Raw genomic sequence first — 17,922 nt, 5'->3', positions numbered from 1 at the left:
GAAGTCGGTGGACGTCCTCAGGATGAGCGGTTACCGGACGGTCGTCAGGTGGCCGTTCTGGCGATATCGGCGCGTATAGTTGGCCGTTATGGCACTGACGTTGGCCGGTTTGGCCGCCGACCGCCCGCTCGGGCTGCGGGTGCTGACCGGCGACGACCTCCTGGACCGCCCGATCGGCTGGGTCCACCCGACGGAGCTGACCGACCCGCAAGCGTTCCTCGAAGGCGGCGAGCTGCTGCTCACGACCGGGCTGGCCCTGGACGAGCAGACGTCGCCGGCGTACGTCCGCCGGCTGGTCGACGCGGGGGTGGCGGCGCTCGGCTTCGGCGTCGGGCTGAGCCACGAGTCCGTGCCGCGCTCGCTCGTCGAGACGGCGGCGTCCGTGGGGCTGCCGGTGCTGGAGGTGCCGCGCGAGACGCCGTTCATCGCGATCACGCGCGCGGTGTCCCGGGCGGTGGCGGCCGACGAGTACGCGACGACGGTCCGGATCGGCCGCGCCCAGCAGGAGCTGACGCGTACAGCGGTGGGTCGCGGCGGCCCGTCGGGGGTGCTGCGCAAGCTGGCGAAGCTCGTCGACGGCTGGGTGCTGCTCCTCGACACCGCGGGCGCCGAGGGAGCGGGCCACGGGATGTCCTACGCCGACGAAGTGCGCGAAGAGCTGAAGCAGCTTCGCTCGGGTACGCGGGTCTTCGAGCTCGACGGGCACGAAGTCGTGCTGCAGACCCTTCCGACGCGGGCGCGGCGGGCGCTCGCGGTCGGCACGGCCGTGCCGCTCGACACCGCCGGACGGCACGTCGTGAACACCGCCGTCGCCCTGCTTTCCCTGGCGCTGGAACAGGATTCGAAGCTCACGCACGCGTGGCGGCTCCTGCGGACCGGCTTGGTCGACCTGCTGGCGGCGGGGCAGCACGAGCTGGCGTTCGGGGTGATGACGACGGTGTGGGGCGAGCCGCCGGAGCCGCCGTGGGCGCTGGTCGCGCTGGCCGGCGGTCCCGGCCAGCGGCGGCGGGTGTGCGATGCGCTGGAGGGGGAGCCGTCGTTGTTCTTCGCCGAGTCGGGCTCGGCCGTGCTCGTGGCGGGCCGGTCGGGCGGCGACGTGCTGGACCGCGCGCTCGCCGCGGCGGCGACGGTGGGGCCGATGTACGCGGGTTTGGCCGATCCGGTGTCGCTGGAGAACTTCGCGGCGGGAGCGGAGCAAGCCGACCTCGCGGCCCGCGCGGCGGAGGCCGAAGGCAAGCCGCTGGTCACCTACGCCGAACACTCGGCCCGCGGCTTGCTGTCCCTGATCGACCCGGTGGTGGCCCGCATCTACGGCGAGAACCTGCTGGCCCCGCTGCGCCAGCACGACGAGTCGGGGCGCGGAGACCTGCTCGAGTCGTTGCGTTGCTGGCTGGAGCACCACGGCCACTGGGACGTCGCGGCGGCCCGGCTGGGCGTCCACCGGCACACGCTGCGGAACCGGATCCGCAAGGCGGGCGAACTGCTGGGCCGCGACCTGGACTCGCCGGGTGTGCGCGCGGAACTTTGGGTGGCGCTGCAGGCTCGTGAGTGAGAAACAGTGTTCTAACCCTGTTTCTCACTCACGAGCACGATCGGCGAATCCCCGCACCGCCGCAAGGACGGCCCCGGTTCCGCGCCCGCGGACCACCACGCCGGGACGTCGGCCTCCCGCACCAGCGACCCCGTCGGCTGGCGCACGCTGTTGGAGACGATCACCCGCCCCTGCGCGTTCAGCAACGCGGCCCCGCGCCCCAGCGACCGCAGCCGGGGACGCACCGCCCTCTCGAACTCGCGCACGTACACGTCCGCGCCCACCACTCCCGCGAAGGAACCCCTGCGGGACACGGGAATCGTGAACGTCAGCGTGTACTCGTCGGTGCACAGGTAGTCGACGTACGGGCCGTTGATGTGCCGCCGGCCGGTGTCGCGGGGGACCGTGAACCACGACTGGCGCGTGTAGTCCAGGAAGTTCTCCGCGGCCGGGTCCAGGCTGATGAACAGCTGCGAAGGCGGCGAACCCGCGGTCCACCACTCGAAGCCGAACTCCGAGTCGGCCAGCACGCGCGGGGCGCTGACGAAGCCCGCGCCGACGACCAGGCCGCCGAGGGCTTCGATGACCTGCGGGCGGATCCGGTGCAACGCCGCCGCGGCGGGCGCCTCGGCCAGCACCGACTCGGCCGCCGCCAGCAGGGGCTTCAGCCGTTCGAAGACCCCTTCCACCAGCGCCGAAACCTGCTCGACGACCTCGTCGCCGGCCAGCGTGCGGGTGTCGTTCACGGTGCTCACCTCGATGCGCGGAGTAAAGCGGAGTTTAGGGGGCGAGCAGGTCGAGGTGCACGTCCGCGAGCCGGTCGAGCGCGCCGAGGATGTGTTCCTCGGTCAGCTTGCGGGCCAGCTCGCCGTCCGCGGCCGCGATCGCCGCGGTGATCGCCACGTGCTCCTCGTGCGGATGCGCGCCCAGCGGCAACCACAGCAGCCCGCCGCGCTCGGTCTGCAGCTGGAGTTCCTCGTGCGTCAGCCTCGGCGACTGCGCGGCCGCCGCGACCTCCAGGTGGAACTGCCGCTCCGCCCGCGTGAAGTCGATGCCGTGCGCCGTCCGGAGGTCGTCGGCCGCCAGGCGCAGCCGCTCGATGTCCTCGGGCGAGCTGCGTTCGGCCGCGAGTTTCGCCGCCGCCCCGGCGATCGCCAGGTAGTGGTCGCCCACGTCCCGCAAATCGGACAGCGACACTTCGCGCAGCCGCGAGCGCCACTCGTCCGGGGGAGGGTTGGCCGGCGCGCGGACGAAACTGCCGCCGCTGCGTCCCCGCCGCGTCTCGACCAGCCCCTGCTGCCGCAACGCCACGAGCGCTTCCCGGACCGTCACGGTCGAGACGCCGAACTGCGCGCTCAAGTCGGCTTCGCTGGGCAGCTGTTCGGAGTCGGCGAGCAGGCCGAGCGTGATGGCGTCGGCCAGCCGCGCCGCCACCGCCTCCGCCCGGCCGACCTGGCCGAGCGGCGCGAACATGGCGGACCGCGCGCTGTGCGACATGCCCTTGCGCATCGTGACCCTTCGCCTAGCCGGCAACCCGTTCGCACCAATCTTGCCTGATCCTCTTGTCCTATTACATATGAACTCATATGTTTTAGCTCCCGACCGCAGCCAGGAGGCACCGTGCAGGAGCTGAAGCACTACGTCGGCGGCGCGTACGTCGAGTCCAAGTCGGGCCGGACGGCGGAGATCATCGACCCGGTCACCGGGCGGCCCTACTGCACCGCGCCGATCGCCGGGCCCGAGGACGTCGACAACGCGCTGCAGGTCGCCGCGACCGCGTTCGAGACCTGGCGCGCGACGACGCCGGCCCAGCGCCAGCTCGCCCTGCTGAAGATCGCCGACGCCCTCGAGGCCCGCGCCGAAGAGGTCGTCCGGGTCGAGTCCGCGAACACCGGCAAGCCGATCGCGCTGACCATGGCCGAAGAGATCCCGATGATCCTCGACCAGGTCCGGTTCTTCGCGGGCGCCGCGCGTGTGCTCGAAGGCCGGTCCGCGGGCGAGTACCTGGAAGGCCACACGTCGTTCGTCCGCCGCGAGCCGGTCGGCGTCTGCGCGCAGGTCACGCCGTGGAACTACCCGCTGCTGATGGCCATCTGGAAGATCGCGCCCGCGCTCGCGGCCGGCAACACGGTCGTGCTCAAGCCGTCCGACACCACGCCGGCGTCGACGCTGCTGCTCGCCGAGATCGCCGGCGAGTTCCTGCCGCCGGGCGTGTTCAACGTCGTCTGCGGCGATCGCGACACCGGCCGGGCGCTGGTCGAGCACGACATCCCGGCGATGGTGTCGATCACCGGCTCGGTCCGGGCCGGCATCGAAGTCGCTCGCAGTGCTGCCAACGACGTCAAGCGCGTCCACCTCGAACTCGGCGGCAAGGCGCCGGTGATCGTCTTCGGCGACGCCGACCTCGAAGCGGCCGCCGAGGCCATTGCCGTAGCCGGCTACTTCAACGCCGGCCAGGACTGCACCGCCGCGACCCGCGTGCTCGTCGCCGACGAAGTCCACGACACGTTCGTCGCGGCGCTCTCCCGGCAGGCCGAGAGCACGAAGACCGGCAAGCCCGACGACGAAGACGTCGCCTACGGTCCGCTCAACAACGCAGCCCAGCTGGAGAAGGTGTCCGGGTTCATCGACCGGCTGCCGGAGCACGCGACCGTCCACTGTGGAGGACACCGCGCCGGCGACGAGGGCTACTTCTACGAAGCCACCGTCGTCTCGGGGCTCAAGCAGGACGACGAGCTGAGCCAGAACGAGATCTTCGGCCCGGTCATCACCGTCCAGCGGTTCGCCGACGAAACCGAAGCGCTCAAGTCCGCGAACGCCGTGCAGTACGGCCTCGCGTCCTCGGTCTGGACCCGCGACCACCAGCGCGCGATGCGCCTCGCGGCGAAGCTCGACTTCGGCTGCGTCTGGATCAACACCCACATCCCGCTGGTCGCCGAGATGCCGCACGGCGGGTTCAAGAAGTCGGGCTACGGCAAGGACCTCTCGCTGTACGGCCTCGAGGACTACACCCGCGTCAAGCACGTGATGAGCGCACTGTGAGGGTCGCGATGCCCAACCAAGCACCGTCCGAGACGCGGGAAGAGCCCGCGGCGCCGGAAAGCACGCGCCCGGCGATCCGGCTTTCCCGGCTGCGCAAGCACTTCGGCGACGTCCACGCGGTCGACGGCGTCGACCTCGACATCCCGCCCGGCGAGTTCTTCTCGATGCTCGGTCCGTCCGGCTCCGGCAAGACGACGGTGCTGCGCATGATCGCCGGCTTCGAGCTGCCCACCGAGGGCACGATCGAGCTGGACGGCCGGGACGTCAGCCGCCTCGCGCCCTTCGAGCGCGACGTCAACACGGTGTTCCAGGACTACGCGCTGTTCCCGCACATGTCCGTGCAGCAGAACGTCGAGTACGGCCTGAAGGTCAAGCGCGTCCCGAAGCAGCAACGCCGGGAGCGCGCGCTCGAAGCGCTGAAGACCGTGCGGCTGGACGACTACGGCTCGCGCAAGCCCGCGCAGCTGTCCGGCGGGCAGCGCCAGCGCGTCGCCCTCGCCCGCGCGCTGGTCAACCGGCCCAAGGTGCTGCTGCTCGACGAGCCGCTCGGCGCGCTCGACCTCAAGCTGCGCCAGGCCATGCAGCTCGAACTGAAGCAGATCCAGCGGGACGTCGGCATCACGTTCGTCTTCGTCACCCACGACCAGGACGAAGCCCTCACCATGAGCGACCGCATCGCGGTGTTCAACGACGGCAGGATCGAGCAGTTCGGAACGCCCGAGGACGTCTACGAACGCCCGGCCAGCGCGTTCGTCGCCGGCTTCGTCGGCACGTCGAACCTGCTGGGCGGGCGCGGCGCCGAGTCCGTGATCGGCCGGCCGGGGCTGTTCAGCATCCGGCCGGAGAAGATCCGCATCGACGGTGAACTGTCCGAGCCCGCGGCGGCCGGGCACACCAGCGCGACCGGCACGGTCACCGACGTCGTCTACGCCGGGGCGACCGTGCGGTACGCCGTCGCGCTCGACGCCGGCGGGCAGCTTTCGGTCGTCCAACAGAACACCGAAGGCGCTTTGGCGGACGGCCGCGTCCGCCTGAGCTGGCGGAACGAACACAGCTTCCAGGTCCAGTAGTCCTCGAAAGGGTTGCCATGAAGAACAGGAAGACGCGGCTTGCCGGCCTGCTCGGCGCCAGCCTGCTGTTGGCTGCATGTGGCACGTCGGGCACGAGTTCGTCCGCGCCGCCCGGCGCGCAGGGGTTCACCCCGCCGAAGCTGGAAGCGCTCAAGGCGCTCGGGCAGCCGGAAGGCCAGCTGAACGTGCTGGCCTGGCCGGGGTACGCGGAGAACGGCTCCAACGACCCGAAGGTCAACTGGGTGACGCCGTTCGAGCAGCAGACCGGCTGCAAGGTGAACGTCAAGCCGTTCGGCACGTCCGACGAAGCCGTCACGCTGATGAAGACCGGGCAGTACGACGTCGTTTCCGCGTCGGGTGACGCGTCGCTGCGGCTCGTCGCTTCCGGCGACGCCGAGCCGGTGAACACCGCGCTCGTCCCGAACTACGCCGACGTCCAGCCGTTCCTGAAGGACAAGTCCTGGAACAGCGTCGGCGGCGTCTCCTACGGCATTCCGCACGGCTGGGGCGCGAACCTGCTGACCTGGCGCACGGACAAGGTGACGCCGGCGCCGACGTCGTGGTCGGTGATGTTCGACGCGAACTCGCCCTACAAGGGCAAGGTGATCGCCTACGACTCGCCGATCTACATCGCCGACGCTGCCCTGTACCTGCAGGCGCACCAGCCGGATCTGGGCATCAAGAACCCGTACGCGTTGGACGACAAGCAGTTCACCGCGGCGGTCAACCTGCTCAAGCAGCAGCGTCCGCTCGTGAGCGAGTACTGGTCGGACTACCTGAAAGAATCCCAGGCGCTGAAGAACGCCGACGCCGTCGTCGGGACCGCCTGGCAGGTCACGGTCAACCTGACCAAGGGCGAGGGCGCGCCGCTGGAGGCGTCGGTGCCGAGCGAAGGCGCGACCGGGTGGTCGGACACCTGGATGGTCGCGGCGAAGTCGGCGCACAAGACGTGCGCGTACAAGTGGCTCGACTACATCATCAGCCCGAAGGTCAACGCCCAGGTCGCCGAGTACTTCGGCGAGGCGCCGGCCAACCCCAAGGCGTGCGCGGAGATGACCGACAAGACGCTCTGCGACACCTACCACGCCAACGACGCCGGGTACGCGGCGAAGATCGCGTACTGGACCACGCCGATCCAGCAGTGCCTCGACGGCCGCACGGACGTCAAGTGCAAGGACTACGGCGAGTGGACGAAGGCCTGGACCGAAATCAAGGGCTGACCCTCCGAACCCCGGTGGCGGCGGGCTGTGTCCCCCCACTCCGCCCGCCGCCCCGGACCTTTCCCTGCGAGGTGTGATGACCGCCGTCTCGGCCTTCTTCTACCGGAAACCCAAGCTGCGCCTGGGTTTCCTGCTCTCGGCGCCGCTGCTGTGGCTCGGCCTGGCCTATCTGGGCGCGCTCGCCGCGCTGTTCGTCACGGCGTTCTGGCACACCGACAGCTTCACCGGCCAGGTCGTCATCGAGTGGTCGCTGGACAACTTCAAGACGCTGTTCACCGACGCGGTGTACCGCACGATCACCTTCCGCACGGTCGGGATCGCGGCGCTGGTCACGGTGATCGACGCGGTCGTCGCGTTCCCGATGGCGTACGCGATGGCCAAGCTCGCTTCGCCGCGGGCACAACGGATCCTCGTGATCCTGGTGATGACCCCGCTGTGGGCCAGCTACCTCGTGAAGGCGTACGCGTGGCGCTCAATGTTTTCCGGCAACGGCGCCCTGAGCTCGATCTCGCCCGGGTACGGCGTCACCGCCACGATCGTGACGCTGTCGTATCTCTGGCTGCCGTACATGATCCTGCCCATCTACGCGGGCCTCGACCGGCTGCCGGACTCCCTTGTGGACGCTTCGGGTGACCTGGGCGCGAAGTCGCTGAGGACGTTCCGCTCGGTGATCCTGCCGCTGACGTTCCCGGCGATCGTGGCCGGCTCGATCTTCACGTTCTCCTTGTCCCTGGGCGACTACATCGCGGTGAAGATCGTCGGCGGCACGTCCCAGATGCTCGGCAACGTCGTCTACGACAACATCGGCGCGGCCAACAACCTCCCGTTCGCGGCGACGGTCGCGACGGTGCCGGTCGTGATCATGCTCGGCTACTTGGCCGCGGTGCGGCGCACCGGCGCGCTCGACAACCTCTAGGAGCTCATGTGCGTACCTCCCGGGTGGTGCTGTGGACGGCGCTGGGGCTCGGCCTGGCGGTGATCTACTTCCCGCTGGTCGTGGTGCTGCTCAACTCGTTCAACGCGGACACGACGTTCGGCTGGCCGCCGACCCGGTTCACCCTCGAGTGGTGGAATCGGGCGGCGTCCAACGAAGGAGCGCTGAACGCGCTGTGGACGAGCGTCCAGGCCGGCCTGGCGGCGACGGCGATCGCCCTGGTGCTCGGCACGATGGCGGCGTTCGCGTTGCAGCGCTACCGCTTCTTCGGGCGCAACCCCGTGTCGCTGCTGATCATCCTGCCGATCGCGCTGCCGGGGATCGTCACGGGCATCGCGCTGAACAACGCGTTCCGGACGATCCTGGGCATCAACCTGGGCCTGCTGACGGCGATCATCGCGCACGCGACGTTCTGCATCGTGGTCGTGTTCAACAACGTCGTCGCGCGGCTGCGCCGGATGGGCGGCAGCCTCGAGGAGGCGTCGATGGACCTCGGCGCGACGGGCTTCACGACGTTCCGGCTGGTGACGTTCCCGATGCTGCGCTCGGCGTTGCTGGCGGGCGGGCTGCTGGCGTTCGCGTTGTCGTTCGACGAGATCATCGTGACGACGTTCACCCTGGGCACGGGCATGGAAACGTTGCCGATCTGGATCTACAACAACCTGTTCCGGCCCAACCAGGCGCCGATCGTGAACGTCGTCGCGGCGGTGCTGATCGTGGTGTCGACGGTCCCGGTGTACTTGGCACAGCGCCTGTCCGGCGACACAGCTTCAGGCGGTCGGCTCTAGTGCGCTGAGCCCGGACGCGTACGTGAGCCATATCGTCGAATCGATGCGCATGATGCATGGCGGATATGCATACTCAGGTTTGCCAGATTGTAATTGATCGGATAGGAAGCGAAGCGGGCCCGAAAGTCGTGCCCTCACCTGATCTTTCAGGTGAGGAAGGAGTGCGATGCGGGACTGGCTCATCGCGGCGGCTGCCGGCTACCTGCTGTTGCTGCTTTCGTTCGTCGTTGCAGTGGCAGTGCTCGACCGCAACCACCGTCGCGCCGACCGCGCGGTGCGCGTGTTGAGGCTGTTGCTGATCGGCGCCGCACCCGCCCTGGCCGGCGCAGTGCTGAAACTGCACCAGGCCGGGCTGCTGTGACTAGTGCGCTGAGCGGATCGTGCCGCCGTCCACGCGGATCGTCGCGCCGCTCACGTACGCCGCCGCCGGGCTCACCAGGTAGCCCACCGCCGCCGCGATCTCCTCCGGACGGCCCAGCCGCCCGATGTCGTTCGGCACCAGGTCGCGGGCCGCCGCGCTCTCGATCTCCTCCCACGAGGTACCCCACCCGTGGGCAGGGGCGATCGACGTCAGCAGCTCACGGACCGAGTCGACCAGGATCGCGCCCGGGGAGACCACGTTGGACGTCACGCCCGTGCCCGCGAGGTCCCGGGCCAGCGACACCGCGAGGTTGTGCCGCGCGGCCAGCGTCGCCGTGTAGTGCGGCTGCATCGCCATCGGCTGGATCGCCAGCCCGCCGCCGATCTGGATCACCCGGCCCCAGCCGCGGTCGCGCATGCCCGGGACGCACCGGTGGATCATGCGGACCGCCGAGACGACGTTCGCCTCGTACATCGCCGTCCAGTCCGCGGCCGTCGCGTCGGTCCACCCCAGGTGGTCGTACGAGCCGGCGTTGTTGACCAGGATGTCGACGTCGCCCGCCGCGGAAGCCACGGCGTCCGCGCCCGCGTCGGTCGACAAGTCGCCGATCGCCACCGCGGACGCGCCGATCTCCGAAGCGACCCGTGAAGCGCGAGCGACGTCCCGGCCGTGCACGACCACCGACGCGCCTTCCGCGGCCAGCAGTCGCGCGATCGCCTCGCCCAAACCTGCGCTGGATCCGGTGACGAGAGCCCTTTTACCAGCGATTTCGAGATCCATGAGGAACCTTCCCAAGAGGTATACACCTGTAGACTTAGTTCAAGTCTACACTCGTATACATGAGACCCCGCAACGCCGCCGCGACCAGGGAAGCGATCCTGAACTCCGCGCTCGAAGCGTTCACCCGCGCCGGCTACGACGGCGTCGGCGTGCGCGAGATCGCCGAGTCCGCCGGCGTCACGGCGATGCTCGTCAACCGCTACTTCGGCTCGAAAGAAGGCCTCTTCGCCGAGGTCGTCGAGGCGGCGATGGCCGAGCGGACCGTGCTCACCGACGACCCGGCGACGCTCGCCGCGGACCTCGCGGCGTCGCTCGTGCGCCGGACGGCTCCGGACGCCGAGCGGCTCGACCCGTTCCTGCTGATGCTGCGCTCGGCGCCCAACCCGCGGGCCGCGGAAATCCTGCGGGCCGGCATCGAAAGCCACGTCGAGAAGCACCTGGTCGACCGGCTCCCGGGGCGGGAGGACGCGAGCCCGGCGCTGGCCCTGTCCGTGATCGCCGGGTTCTGGGTGATGCGCACGCTCCTCGGCAGCACCGCGCTCGCGCACGCCGACGAAGCCGTGCTGCAGGCCAAGCTCGAGCGGGTGTTCGCGGTGCTACTCGCGGAATGAGTCCGTCGCCGCGCGCAACGCGGCCAGCACACCCGGGTCCGTCACCGCGTGCCCGGCGCCCTCCAGGAGCTTCAGCTCCGAACCCGGCCACGCCCGGTGCAGCTCGTACGCCGTGGTCGGCGGGCACACCGTGTCGTAGCGGCCCTGGACGAGCACGCCCGGGATGCCCGCGAGCTTTCCGGCGTCGCGAATCAGCTGGCCGTCCTCCAGCCAGGCGCCGTGGCGGAAGTAGTGGACCGCGAGCCGCGCGAACGTCAGCGCGAACGCCGGGTCCGCGTACTGCCTGACGAAGGAGTCCTGCGGCTGCACGGAAACCGTCGCGCCTTCCCAGGTGCTCCACGCGATCGCGGCCCGGTGGCGGACTTCGGGGTCCTCGAGCAGGGAGGCGTACGCGGCGAGGGGGTCGTCCCGGAGAGCGACCGGGATCGGCGCCAGGAAGGCTTCCCATTCGCGCGGGAAGAGGTTGGCCGCGCCACCGCGGTAGATCCAGTCGAGTTCGCTCTGCCGGACGGTGAAGACGCCTCGCAGGATGATTTCGCTGACGCGCGAAGGGTGCGTCTCGGCGTACGCGAGCGCGAGCGTCGCACCCCAGGAACCGCCGAAGAGCTGCCAGCGCTCGATGCCGAGTCGCTCGCGCAGCTTCTCCATGTCGGAAACCAGGTGCCACAACGTGTTCGCGCGCAGGTCGTCCGCTCCGGGCGTCGACTGGCCGGACCCCCGCTGGTCGAACAGGACGATCCGGTAGGCCGCCGGGTCGAAGTGCCGCCGGGCCATCGGCGCGATCCCGCTGCCCGGCCCGCCGTGGAGCACCACGACCGGTTTCCCGGCCGGGTTGCCCGCCTCCTGGCACCGGATCCGGTGGCCGTCGCCGACGTCCAGGAACCCTTCGGCACGCGCGGGAATCGGCGGGTACAGCTCGTCCATGCCCGACACTTTGCCGGAGGGTCCTGGCCGTCGCCCCGACACCCCGCCGCCGAGAGCCGGGACGACGACCAAGAAAGGTGGGAGCCCGCCCCCGCCGCCGGGCTGAGCGGGCTCCCGGTCCGGGGGTCAGCCGCCCGAAGCGGCCGGGTCCGGCGAGAAGGGGGCGTTGATGACGATCCGCACACGCAGCATTCCCGTCCTCCTCGTCGAGGGTCCGAATCTTCGTCGTGGCGGCGACGGGCTAAACGCTAAGCCACACCTCGAACACTAGTCAAGGACATGATTGAAGTTCATATACGTGAACATGCGCTGAGAGGACGCTGAGCGCGCCGGGGTCGCTTGCTGGTCGTTAACGAATGGGCCGGTACTTTCCGGTGTCGGGGTTTCGAAAAGCCGTACGGAAAGGCACGGAATGTCCGCGGTGACCTATCTCGAGGCGATTGTCGTCGGCGCCTTGCAGGGGGTGTCGGAATTGTTTCCGGTGTCCAGTCTCGGCCACAGCATCCTGCTGCCCGCCTGGCTCGGCGGATCGTGGCAGCGGGACCTGTCGATCGGCAAGGATTCGCCGTACCTCGCGGTGCTCGTCGCGATGCACGTCGCCACCGCGCTGGCGCTCGTGCTGTTCTTCCGGAAGGACTGGGTGCGGATCATCCGCGGCCTCTGGACGTCGATCCGGCACCGCGAAGTCCGCACGCCCGACCAGCGCCTCGCGTGGCTGCTCGTGCTCGCCACCATTCCGGTCGGGCTGGCCGGCCTGCTGCTCGAAGGGCTGCTGCGCGACTTCCTCGGCAAGCCGGTGCCGTCGGCGATCTTCCTCGCGCTCAACGGCGGAGTCCTCTACGCCGCCGAGAAGTTCTCGCGCGCGAAGCCGGCCGAAGAAGCGGACACAGTGGACTTCTCGACCGAGGAGACGCTCGTCATGCGGGCGGTCACCGTCGAGGAGCGGACCGACGTCCGGCTGGCGAAACTGCGCGTCGGCGAGGCGGTGCTGATCGGCGCGGCGCAGATCCTCGCGCTGCTGCCGGGCATCAGCCGATCCGGCATCACAATGGTCGCCGGCCTGCGCCGCGGGCTCGGCCACGAGGACGCCGCGCGCTTCGCGTTCCTCCTCGCCACCCCGGTCATCCTCGCGGCCGGCGTGCTCAAGATGCCGACGCTGTTCGCCCCGGAAAACCACGCGTCGCTCGGCCCGGCGCTCGTCGGCAGCGTCGTCGCCGGGGTCGCTTCGTACATTTCCGTCCGTTTCCTCACCGGTTACTTCGAAACGCGCACTCTGACCCCGTTCGCCATTTACTGCGTGGTCGCCGGAATCGGCAGCCTGCTCTTCTTTGCGGTCTGACGTGCTCGACGTCCCCGCGCTGCTCGCCGTCCTCGTGCTCGGCACGCTCTACGTCCGCGCGGCGCACGGGCGCGGGTGGCCGCGCGGCCGCACGACGGCGTTCGTCGCCGGCCTCGCGACGATCCTGCTGGTCACCTGCTCGCCGCTGGCCGTCTACGACACGACGTACTTCTGGGTCCGCGCGGTCCAGACGGTCACGCTGCTGATGATCACGCCGCTGCTGCTGGCCCTGGGCTCGCCGATCCGGCTCCTCCTCGACACCGTTGCGGCCCCCTGGCTGCGCAGGCACGGCCGCGGCCCGCTCGCCCGCGCCCTGACGTTCCCGCCGGTCGTCACGCTCGCCCTGGTCGTGCCGGTGCTCGTGCTGTACCTGACCCCGCTCTACGACCTGGTGCTGCGGTCGTCGTTCGTCGACGGCCTGGTCCGGCTGGCACTCGTGCTGGCCGGGTTCGTCTACTTCTGGACCCGGCTCGGCCTTGACCCGACCCCGCGGCGCGACCCGCACCTGGTGTCGGTGTGGATCGCGTTCACCGAGGTGATCTTCGACGGCGCGCTCGGCCTGGTCCTGTGGCTGGGCCCGCTGCTCGCGCCCGCGCACTACGCGGCCGCGCACCCGGGCCACGGCCCGGACCCGCGCACCGACCAGATCATCGGCGCGGGGGTGTTGTGGATCGGCGGCGACGTCGCCGGCCTGCCGTTCGTGGTGGCGCTGTTCGTCCGCTGGGCCCGCGACGACGAGCGGCGCGCGAAGCAGATCGACGTCCAGCTGGACGAAGAGGCCGCTTCGGGCGCCGCAACGACATCGGGGCTGTGGTGGGAGAACGACCCGGACCTCGCCGAGCGGTTCCGGAACCGGGGTTAGTCGTGGAAAGCGTGCTCCGAGGCCGGGAACTCACCGCGGCGGACGTCCTCCGCGAACGCCGTCGCCGCGTTCTGCAGCACCGTCGCGACGTCGGCGTACCGCTTGACGAACCGCGGTGCCTTGCCGCGGCGCAGCCCGGCCATGTCCTGCCAGACGAGCACCTGCGCGTCGCAGTCCGGGCCGGCGCCGATGCCGACCGTCGGGATCTTCAGCTCCGCCGTGACGCGCTTGGCGGCTTCGGCGGGCACCATCTCCATCACCACCGCGAACGCCCCGGCCTCCTGCAGCGCCAGCGCGTCGGCGAGCAGCACGTCCGCCGCTTCGCCGCGCCCCTGCACCCGGTAGCCGCCGAGGTTGTGTTCACTCTGCGGGGTGAACCCGATGTGGCCCATCACCGGCACGCCCGCCGACGTCAGCGCCTCGACGTGCGCGGCGAACCGCCGTCCGCCTTCGAGCTTGACGGCGTGCGCGCGGCCCTCTTTCATGAACCTCACCGAGGTTTCCAGCGCCTGCTGCGGCGAGAGCTGGTAGGACCCGAACGGCAGGTCGGCGACGACGAGGGCCCGCTTGACCGACCGGGTGACCGCCCGGACGAGCGGCAGCAGCTCGTCGACCGTCACCGGCAGCGAGGTGTCGTAGCCGAAGACGTTGTTGGCCGCGGAGTCGCCGACGAGCAGCACGGGGATCCCGGCCTCGTCGAACAGCGCGGCGGTGTACATGTCGTAGGCGGTGAGCATGGGCCACGGTTCGCCGCGTTCCTTGAGCTCACGCAGGTGGTGGACGCGGACCTTCCGGCCCGTCGCCGGCTTGGGGCCGGATCCGGTGCCGTACGGGGCGGGTTCTTCGGCGCTGGCAGACATCGTCGTCGACCGTCCTTCCCTCGAGGCCTCGGCGAGGTCCCCGGGTCGTGGAGCAGAGGCGTCTCAAAGCGTGACACGGCCCCGGAGCGGCCCCAACCCCGTGCGACCAGCTTCACACCCCCGGGTAGCAGGGGTCGTCAGCCTTCAGGTTGATGCCCGGGGACAACCAACCTGTGTTCACTTACGTCAATAAGCAGGCATGACCACCGATCGGCCGCGAAAGGCGACGAAAGCAACGATGGGAACCCTCGCGAGCACGCGCCCGCGCCTGCCGGCCTGGAAGGCGAAGGCGGGCGGCATCGTCGCGACCGTGGTCCAGCTGGCCGCGGTGTTCTCGGTGCTCCTCCTGTTCACGAACGGCCCGCACGGGCGCCTGCTCAACGGCGTCGACATGGCCTTCTCCAGCCTGAGCGTGCCGACGAGCGCGAGCCTGGTGATGGTGCTGCTGCTGGTCGTACTGGGCGGGGCGCTGCGCCGCCGCAAGAAGGCCGCGCTGTACACGCTGGTGCTGTTCCAGGGTGTCGGGCTGGTGCTCACCCTGGCCCTGCAGGCGACGCTGCTGTGGTCGCCGGAGCTGCTCTCGCTCGGGTCGCGGCAGGTCCGGCACATCCCGGTCCAGCTGTGGGCCCTCACGGTCGCCGACGTCCTGTCGGTCGTCCTGATCTTCTTCCTGCTCGCCCTGCGCCCGGCGTTCCCGGCCCGGCTCGCGCCGAGCGCCTGGCGCGACGGCCTGGCGATGCTCTTCGGCGGGTTCACCGCGCTCATCCTCGTCGGCTGGGCGCTCGCGGAGGCGTTCCCCGGCCACCTCGGCGACTCGTGGGAGCGGTTCGCCTGGGTCGTCAACCACGCCACCGGCGAGAACCTGCAGCTGCGCCGGATCGGCGTCGGCGAGGGGCCGGCCTGGCTCGACGTCTTCCTCGACCTCGGCGCCACCGCCGTCGCCACCGCGGCGCTGTACATGCTCTTCCGCGGCGTGCGCAGCCGTCGCCTGCGTACCGACGAAGAAGAGCTTCGCGTGCGCGAGCTGCTCGCCGAGCACGGCGAGGACGACTCCCTCGGCTACTTCGCGACCCGGCGCGACAAGAGCGTCGTCTTCTCGCCGAACGGCCGCGCGGCGGTCACCTACCGCGTGCTCGGCGGCACCAGCGTCGCCAGCGCCGACCCGATCGGCGACCCCGAGGCGTGGCCGGACGCCGTGCGCGCGTGGCTCGACGAGACGCGCACCTACGGCTGGACGCCCGGCGTGCTCGGCGCGAGCGAGCGCGGCGCGAAGGCGTACACCGGCGCGGGCCTGCGTGCCCTGGAGATCGGCGACGAAGCCGTGCTCGACGTCCGCGAGTTCAGCCTCGCCGGGCCGGAGCGGCGCTCGGTCCGCCAAGCCGTCAAACGCATCGAGCGCGCCGGCTACACGTCGAAGGTCCGCCGGCACGGCGAGATCCCCGACGAGGAGATGGCCGAGCTGCTGGCCCGCGCCCAGGCCTGGCGTGGAGCCGAGACCGAACGCGGCTTCTCGATGGCGCTGGGCCGCCTCGGCGACGCGAGCGACGGCCGCAGCGTGATGGTCGAGGCCTACGACGCCCGAGGCGACCTGCGCGGCCTGCTGTCGTTCGTGCCGTGGGGCAGGCGCGGGCTCTCGCTCGACCTCATGCGCCGCGACCGCGACGCCGAGAACGGCCTCAACGAGTACATGATCGCCGAGGTCGTCGCGGCCGGGCCGCACCTGGGTGCGCAACGGATCTCGCTCAACTTCGCCATGTTCCGCGCGGTCTTCTCCGAAGGCGAGCGCATCGGCGCCGGCCCGGTCCTGCGGGCCTGGAAGGGGATCCTGAGCGTCGCTTCGCGGTTCTTCCAGCTGGAGTCGCTGTACCGGTCCAACGCCAAGTACGGGCCGGAGTGGGAACCGCGGTTCCTCTGCTACTCCTCGGCGCGGCGGCTCCCGCGCGTCGGCATCGTCGCGGGCGCGCTCGAAGGGTTCGTCCCGACCGGGCGGTCGCGGTCGCTGCGGCTGGAGACGGTCGGCGACGACTTCGTCGCGCACGTCCGGGAGATCGAGGAGTCCGCGGCCGTCCCGGCGGCGAAGCCGGTGCGGCGGCCCGAACAGGTCCGCGTCCGGATGGCGAAGCTGGCCAAGCTGCGCGAGGCCGGGATCGACCCGTACCCGGTCGGCTTCCGCCGCGACGACCACATCGGCGACGTCGTCGCCAAGTTCGGCGACCTGGCCCCGGACACCGCCACCGGCCACCGCGTCCGGGTCGCCGGGCGCGTGCTGAACCTGCGCATCTTCGGCGGCCTGTGCTTCGCCCGCGTCAAGGACTTCAGCGGCGAGATCCAGCTGATGCTGGAAGCCGGCGCGCTCGACCTCGACGGCTGGCGGACCGGGGTCGACCTCGGCGACCACGTCGGCGTCGGCGGCCAGGTCGTGACGTCCAAGCGGGGCGAGCTTTCGGTGCTCGTCGACGAGTGGACGGTCACCGCGAAGTGCCTGCACCCGTTGCCGGACAAGCGGAAGGGCCTCACCGACCCGGAGACGCGGGTGCGGCAGCGCTACCTCGACCTCGCGGTCAACCCGGACTCGACGAACATGCTGCGGCTGCGGTCCACGGTGGTCCGCGCGGTGCGCGACCGGCTGCACCACGCCGACTACCTCGAAGTCGAGACGCCGATGCTGCAGACGGTCCACGGCGGCGCGAACGCCCGCCCGTTCGTCACCCACATCAACGCCTACGACATGCGCATGTACCTGCGGATCGCGCCCGAGCTGTACCTCAAGCGGCTGTGCGTGGCCGGCGTCGAGCGGGTCTTCGAGCTGAACCGCAACTTCCGCAACGAAGGCGTCGACGCGACGCACAACCCCGAGTTCACGATGCTCGAGGCGTACCAGGCCTACGCCGACTACGACACGATGCGGACACTGACGCGCGAGCTGGTCCAGCACGCGGCCGAAGCGGCGTACGGCGCCCAGATCGTGCGCCGGCCCGGGGCCGACGGCAAGCTCGCCGAGCACGACATCTCCGGCGACTGGCCGGTGATCACGGTGCACGACGCCGTTTCCGCGGCGTTCGGCGAGCAGGTCGATTCGGCGACGCCGGTGGCCGACCTGCGCCGGCTCTGCCACGCGGCGGGCGTGCCGGTGGGGGAGGACCCGAGCCACGGCGACCTGGTGCTCAAGGCGTTCGAGCACCTCGTCGAAGGCGCGACCGTGCTGCCGACCTTCTACACGGACTACCCGACCGACGTCTCGCCGCTCACCCGCCAGCACCGCGAAGACCCGCGGCTGGCCGAGCGCTGGGACCTCATCGCGTTCGGCTCCGAGGTCGGCACGGCCTACACCGAGCTGACCGACCCGGTCGAGCAGCGGCGGCGGCTGGAGGCGCAGTCCCTGCGCGCGGCCAGCGGCGACGTCGAGGCGATGGAGCTGGACGAAGATTTCCTGCTCGCCCTGGAGCACGGGATGCCGCCGACCGGCGGGCTCGGACTGGGCGTCGACCGGCTGCTGATGATGCTCACGGGGGCCTCGATCCGCCAGACGGTCCTGTTCCCCTTCGTCCGTCCGCAGGCATAACGAGTCGATCGATCTGATCACGCTGGTACCGCCGGAAC

General features: G+C 70.5%; 16 protein-coding genes. 11 read left to right on the top strand and 5 right to left on the bottom strand.

What is annotated here, in order from left to right:
* The first annotated feature begins 88 nt into the window (after positions 1-88).
* A complete protein-coding gene (locus tag ACIQWX_RS49355; RefSeq protein WP_400886957.1) occupies positions 89-1,552 on the top strand; it encodes a PucR family transcriptional regulator in 1,464 nt (487 codons plus the stop codon).
* 11 nt (positions 1,553-1,563) lie between these two features.
* On the opposite strand, the gene ACIQWX_RS49350 is transcribed toward ACIQWX_RS49355, so the two are convergent.
* Complete coding sequence (locus ACIQWX_RS49350) at positions 1,564-2,277, bottom strand: cache domain-containing protein (protein ID WP_400886955.1); 714 nt, start codon at positions 2,275-2,277, stop codon at positions 1,564-1,566.
* A gap of 34 nt (positions 2,278-2,311) precedes the next feature.
* Positions 2,312-3,040, bottom strand: a complete 729-nt coding sequence (locus ACIQWX_RS49345; RefSeq protein ID WP_400886953.1) for a FadR/GntR family transcriptional regulator — start codon at positions 3,038-3,040, stop codon at positions 2,312-2,314.
* 111 nt (positions 3,041-3,151) lie between these two features.
* On the opposite strand from ACIQWX_RS49345, the gene ACIQWX_RS49340 reads away from it, so the two are divergent.
* The 6 genes from ACIQWX_RS49340 to ACIQWX_RS49315 all read left to right on the top strand — a co-directional run bounded on the left by ACIQWX_RS49340 (position 3,152) and on the right by ACIQWX_RS49315 (position 8,946).
* The gene (locus tag ACIQWX_RS49340) at positions 3,152-4,573 is read left to right on the top strand and encodes a gamma-aminobutyraldehyde dehydrogenase (RefSeq protein WP_400886951.1); all 1,422 of its coding nucleotides are present in this window, start codon (positions 3,152-3,154) and stop codon (positions 4,571-4,573) included.
* Positions 4,574-4,581: 8 nt separating this feature from the next.
* Positions 4,582-5,643 carry an ABC transporter ATP-binding protein gene (locus ACIQWX_RS49335; RefSeq protein ID WP_400886948.1) on the top strand — a complete coding sequence of 354 codons (1,062 nt, stop codon included), beginning with the start codon at positions 4,582-4,584 and terminating at the stop codon, positions 5,641-5,643.
* Between the two features lie 17 nt (positions 5,644-5,660).
* Entirely contained in the window at positions 5,661-6,863 is a 1,203-nt protein-coding gene (locus ACIQWX_RS49330) for an ABC transporter substrate-binding protein (RefSeq protein WP_400886945.1), read from the top strand.
* A gap of 76 nt (positions 6,864-6,939) precedes the next feature.
* On the top strand, positions 6,940-7,779 hold the full coding sequence (locus tag ACIQWX_RS49325) for an ABC transporter permease (protein WP_400886942.1): 840 nt from the start codon (positions 6,940-6,942) through the stop codon (positions 7,777-7,779).
* 8 nt (positions 7,780-7,787) lie between these two features.
* Entirely contained in the window at positions 7,788-8,585 is a 798-nt protein-coding gene (locus tag ACIQWX_RS49320; RefSeq protein ID WP_400886939.1) for an ABC transporter permease, read from the top strand.
* Positions 8,586-8,751: 166 nt separating this feature from the next.
* The gene (locus ACIQWX_RS49315) at positions 8,752-8,946 is read left to right on the top strand and encodes a hypothetical protein (protein WP_400886936.1); all 195 of its coding nucleotides are present in this window, start codon (positions 8,752-8,754) and stop codon (positions 8,944-8,946) included.
* On the opposite strand, the gene ACIQWX_RS49310 is transcribed toward ACIQWX_RS49315, so the two are convergent.
* Positions 8,947-9,726 carry an SDR family NAD(P)-dependent oxidoreductase gene (locus tag ACIQWX_RS49310; RefSeq protein ID WP_400886933.1) on the bottom strand — a complete coding sequence of 260 codons (780 nt, stop codon included), beginning with the start codon at positions 9,724-9,726 and terminating at the stop codon, positions 8,947-8,949.
* Between the two features lie 59 nt (positions 9,727-9,785).
* Here ACIQWX_RS49310 and ACIQWX_RS49305 point away from each other — a divergent pair, with 59 nt between their 5' ends.
* Entirely contained in the window at positions 9,786-10,337 is a 552-nt protein-coding gene (locus ACIQWX_RS49305) for a TetR/AcrR family transcriptional regulator (RefSeq protein ID WP_400886931.1), read from the top strand.
* Here ACIQWX_RS49305 and pip read toward each other — a convergent pair.
* Positions 10,323-11,261, bottom strand: a complete 939-nt coding sequence (gene pip, locus ACIQWX_RS49300; protein WP_400886930.1) for a prolyl aminopeptidase — start codon at positions 11,259-11,261, stop codon at positions 10,323-10,325. The genes ACIQWX_RS49305 and pip overlap by 15 nt on opposite strands.
* 412 nt (positions 11,262-11,673) lie before the next feature.
* Between pip and ACIQWX_RS49295 the strand changes: the two genes are divergently transcribed.
* The gene (locus ACIQWX_RS49295) at positions 11,674-12,600 is read left to right on the top strand and encodes an undecaprenyl-diphosphate phosphatase (protein ID WP_400886928.1); all 927 of its coding nucleotides are present in this window, start codon (positions 11,674-11,676) and stop codon (positions 12,598-12,600) included.
* On the top strand, positions 12,590-13,462 hold the full coding sequence (locus tag ACIQWX_RS49290) for a cytochrome c oxidase assembly protein (RefSeq protein ID WP_400886926.1): 873 nt from the start codon (positions 12,590-12,592) through the stop codon (positions 13,460-13,462). The genes ACIQWX_RS49295 and ACIQWX_RS49290 overlap by 11 nt, the downstream gene beginning before the upstream one ends.
* Here the strand turns inward: ACIQWX_RS49290 and panB are convergent.
* The gene (panB, locus tag ACIQWX_RS49285) at positions 13,459-14,322 is read right to left on the bottom strand and encodes a 3-methyl-2-oxobutanoate hydroxymethyltransferase (protein ID WP_400886923.1); all 864 of its coding nucleotides are present in this window, start codon (positions 14,320-14,322) and stop codon (positions 13,459-13,461) included. The genes ACIQWX_RS49290 and panB overlap by 4 nt on opposite strands.
* A 238-nt stretch (positions 14,323-14,560) precedes the next feature.
* On the opposite strand from panB, the gene lysX reads away from it, so the two are divergent.
* Positions 14,561-17,884 (top strand): bifunctional lysylphosphatidylglycerol synthetase/lysine--tRNA ligase LysX, encoded by a 3,324-nt coding sequence (gene lysX, locus ACIQWX_RS49280; RefSeq protein ID WP_400886920.1) that lies wholly within the window; start codon positions 14,561-14,563, stop codon positions 17,882-17,884.
* Positions 17,885-17,922 lie beyond the last annotated feature (38 nt).

It is taken from the genome of Amycolatopsis sp. NPDC098790, assembly GCF_044759945.1.
Classification (GTDB): Bacteria; Actinomycetota; Actinomycetes; order Mycobacteriales; family Pseudonocardiaceae; genus Amycolatopsis.
This window is presented reverse-complemented; position numbering and strand designations above follow the sequence as displayed.

What these genes read in the sequence shown, in the direction of transcription:
- ACIQWX_RS49355 (WP_400886957.1), top strand. Translation starts at nt 89, where the DNA reads ATGGCACTGACGTTGGCCGGTTTGGCCGCCGACCGCCCGCTCGGGCTG.
- ACIQWX_RS49345 (WP_400886953.1), bottom strand. Translation starts at nt 3,040, where the DNA reads ATGCGCAAGGGCATGTCGCACAGCGCGCGGTCCGCCATGTTCGCGCCG.
- ACIQWX_RS49335 (WP_400886948.1), top strand. Translation starts at nt 4,582, where the DNA reads ATGCCCAACCAAGCACCGTCCGAGACGCGGGAAGAGCCCGCGGCGCCG.
- ACIQWX_RS49330 (WP_400886945.1), top strand. Translation starts at nt 5,661, where the DNA reads ATGAAGAACAGGAAGACGCGGCTTGCCGGCCTGCTCGGCGCCAGCCTG.
- ACIQWX_RS49325 (WP_400886942.1), top strand. Translation starts at nt 6,940, where the DNA reads ATGACCGCCGTCTCGGCCTTCTTCTACCGGAAACCCAAGCTGCGCCTG.
- ACIQWX_RS49315 (WP_400886936.1), top strand. Translation starts at nt 8,752, where the DNA reads ATGCGGGACTGGCTCATCGCGGCGGCTGCCGGCTACCTGCTGTTGCTG.
- ACIQWX_RS49310 (WP_400886933.1), bottom strand. Translation starts at nt 9,726, where the DNA reads ATGGATCTCGAAATCGCTGGTAAAAGGGCTCTCGTCACCGGATCCAGC.
- ACIQWX_RS49305 (WP_400886931.1), top strand. Translation starts at nt 9,786, where the DNA reads ATGAGACCCCGCAACGCCGCCGCGACCAGGGAAGCGATCCTGAACTCC.
- pip (WP_400886930.1), bottom strand. Translation starts at nt 11,261, where the DNA reads ATGGACGAGCTGTACCCGCCGATTCCCGCGCGTGCCGAAGGGTTCCTG.
- ACIQWX_RS49295 (WP_400886928.1), top strand. Translation starts at nt 11,674, where the DNA reads ATGTCCGCGGTGACCTATCTCGAGGCGATTGTCGTCGGCGCCTTGCAG.
- panB (WP_400886923.1), bottom strand. Translation starts at nt 14,322, where the DNA reads ATGTCTGCCAGCGCCGAAGAACCCGCCCCGTACGGCACCGGATCCGGC.
- lysX (WP_400886920.1), top strand. Translation starts at nt 14,561, where the DNA reads ATGGGAACCCTCGCGAGCACGCGCCCGCGCCTGCCGGCCTGGAAGGCG.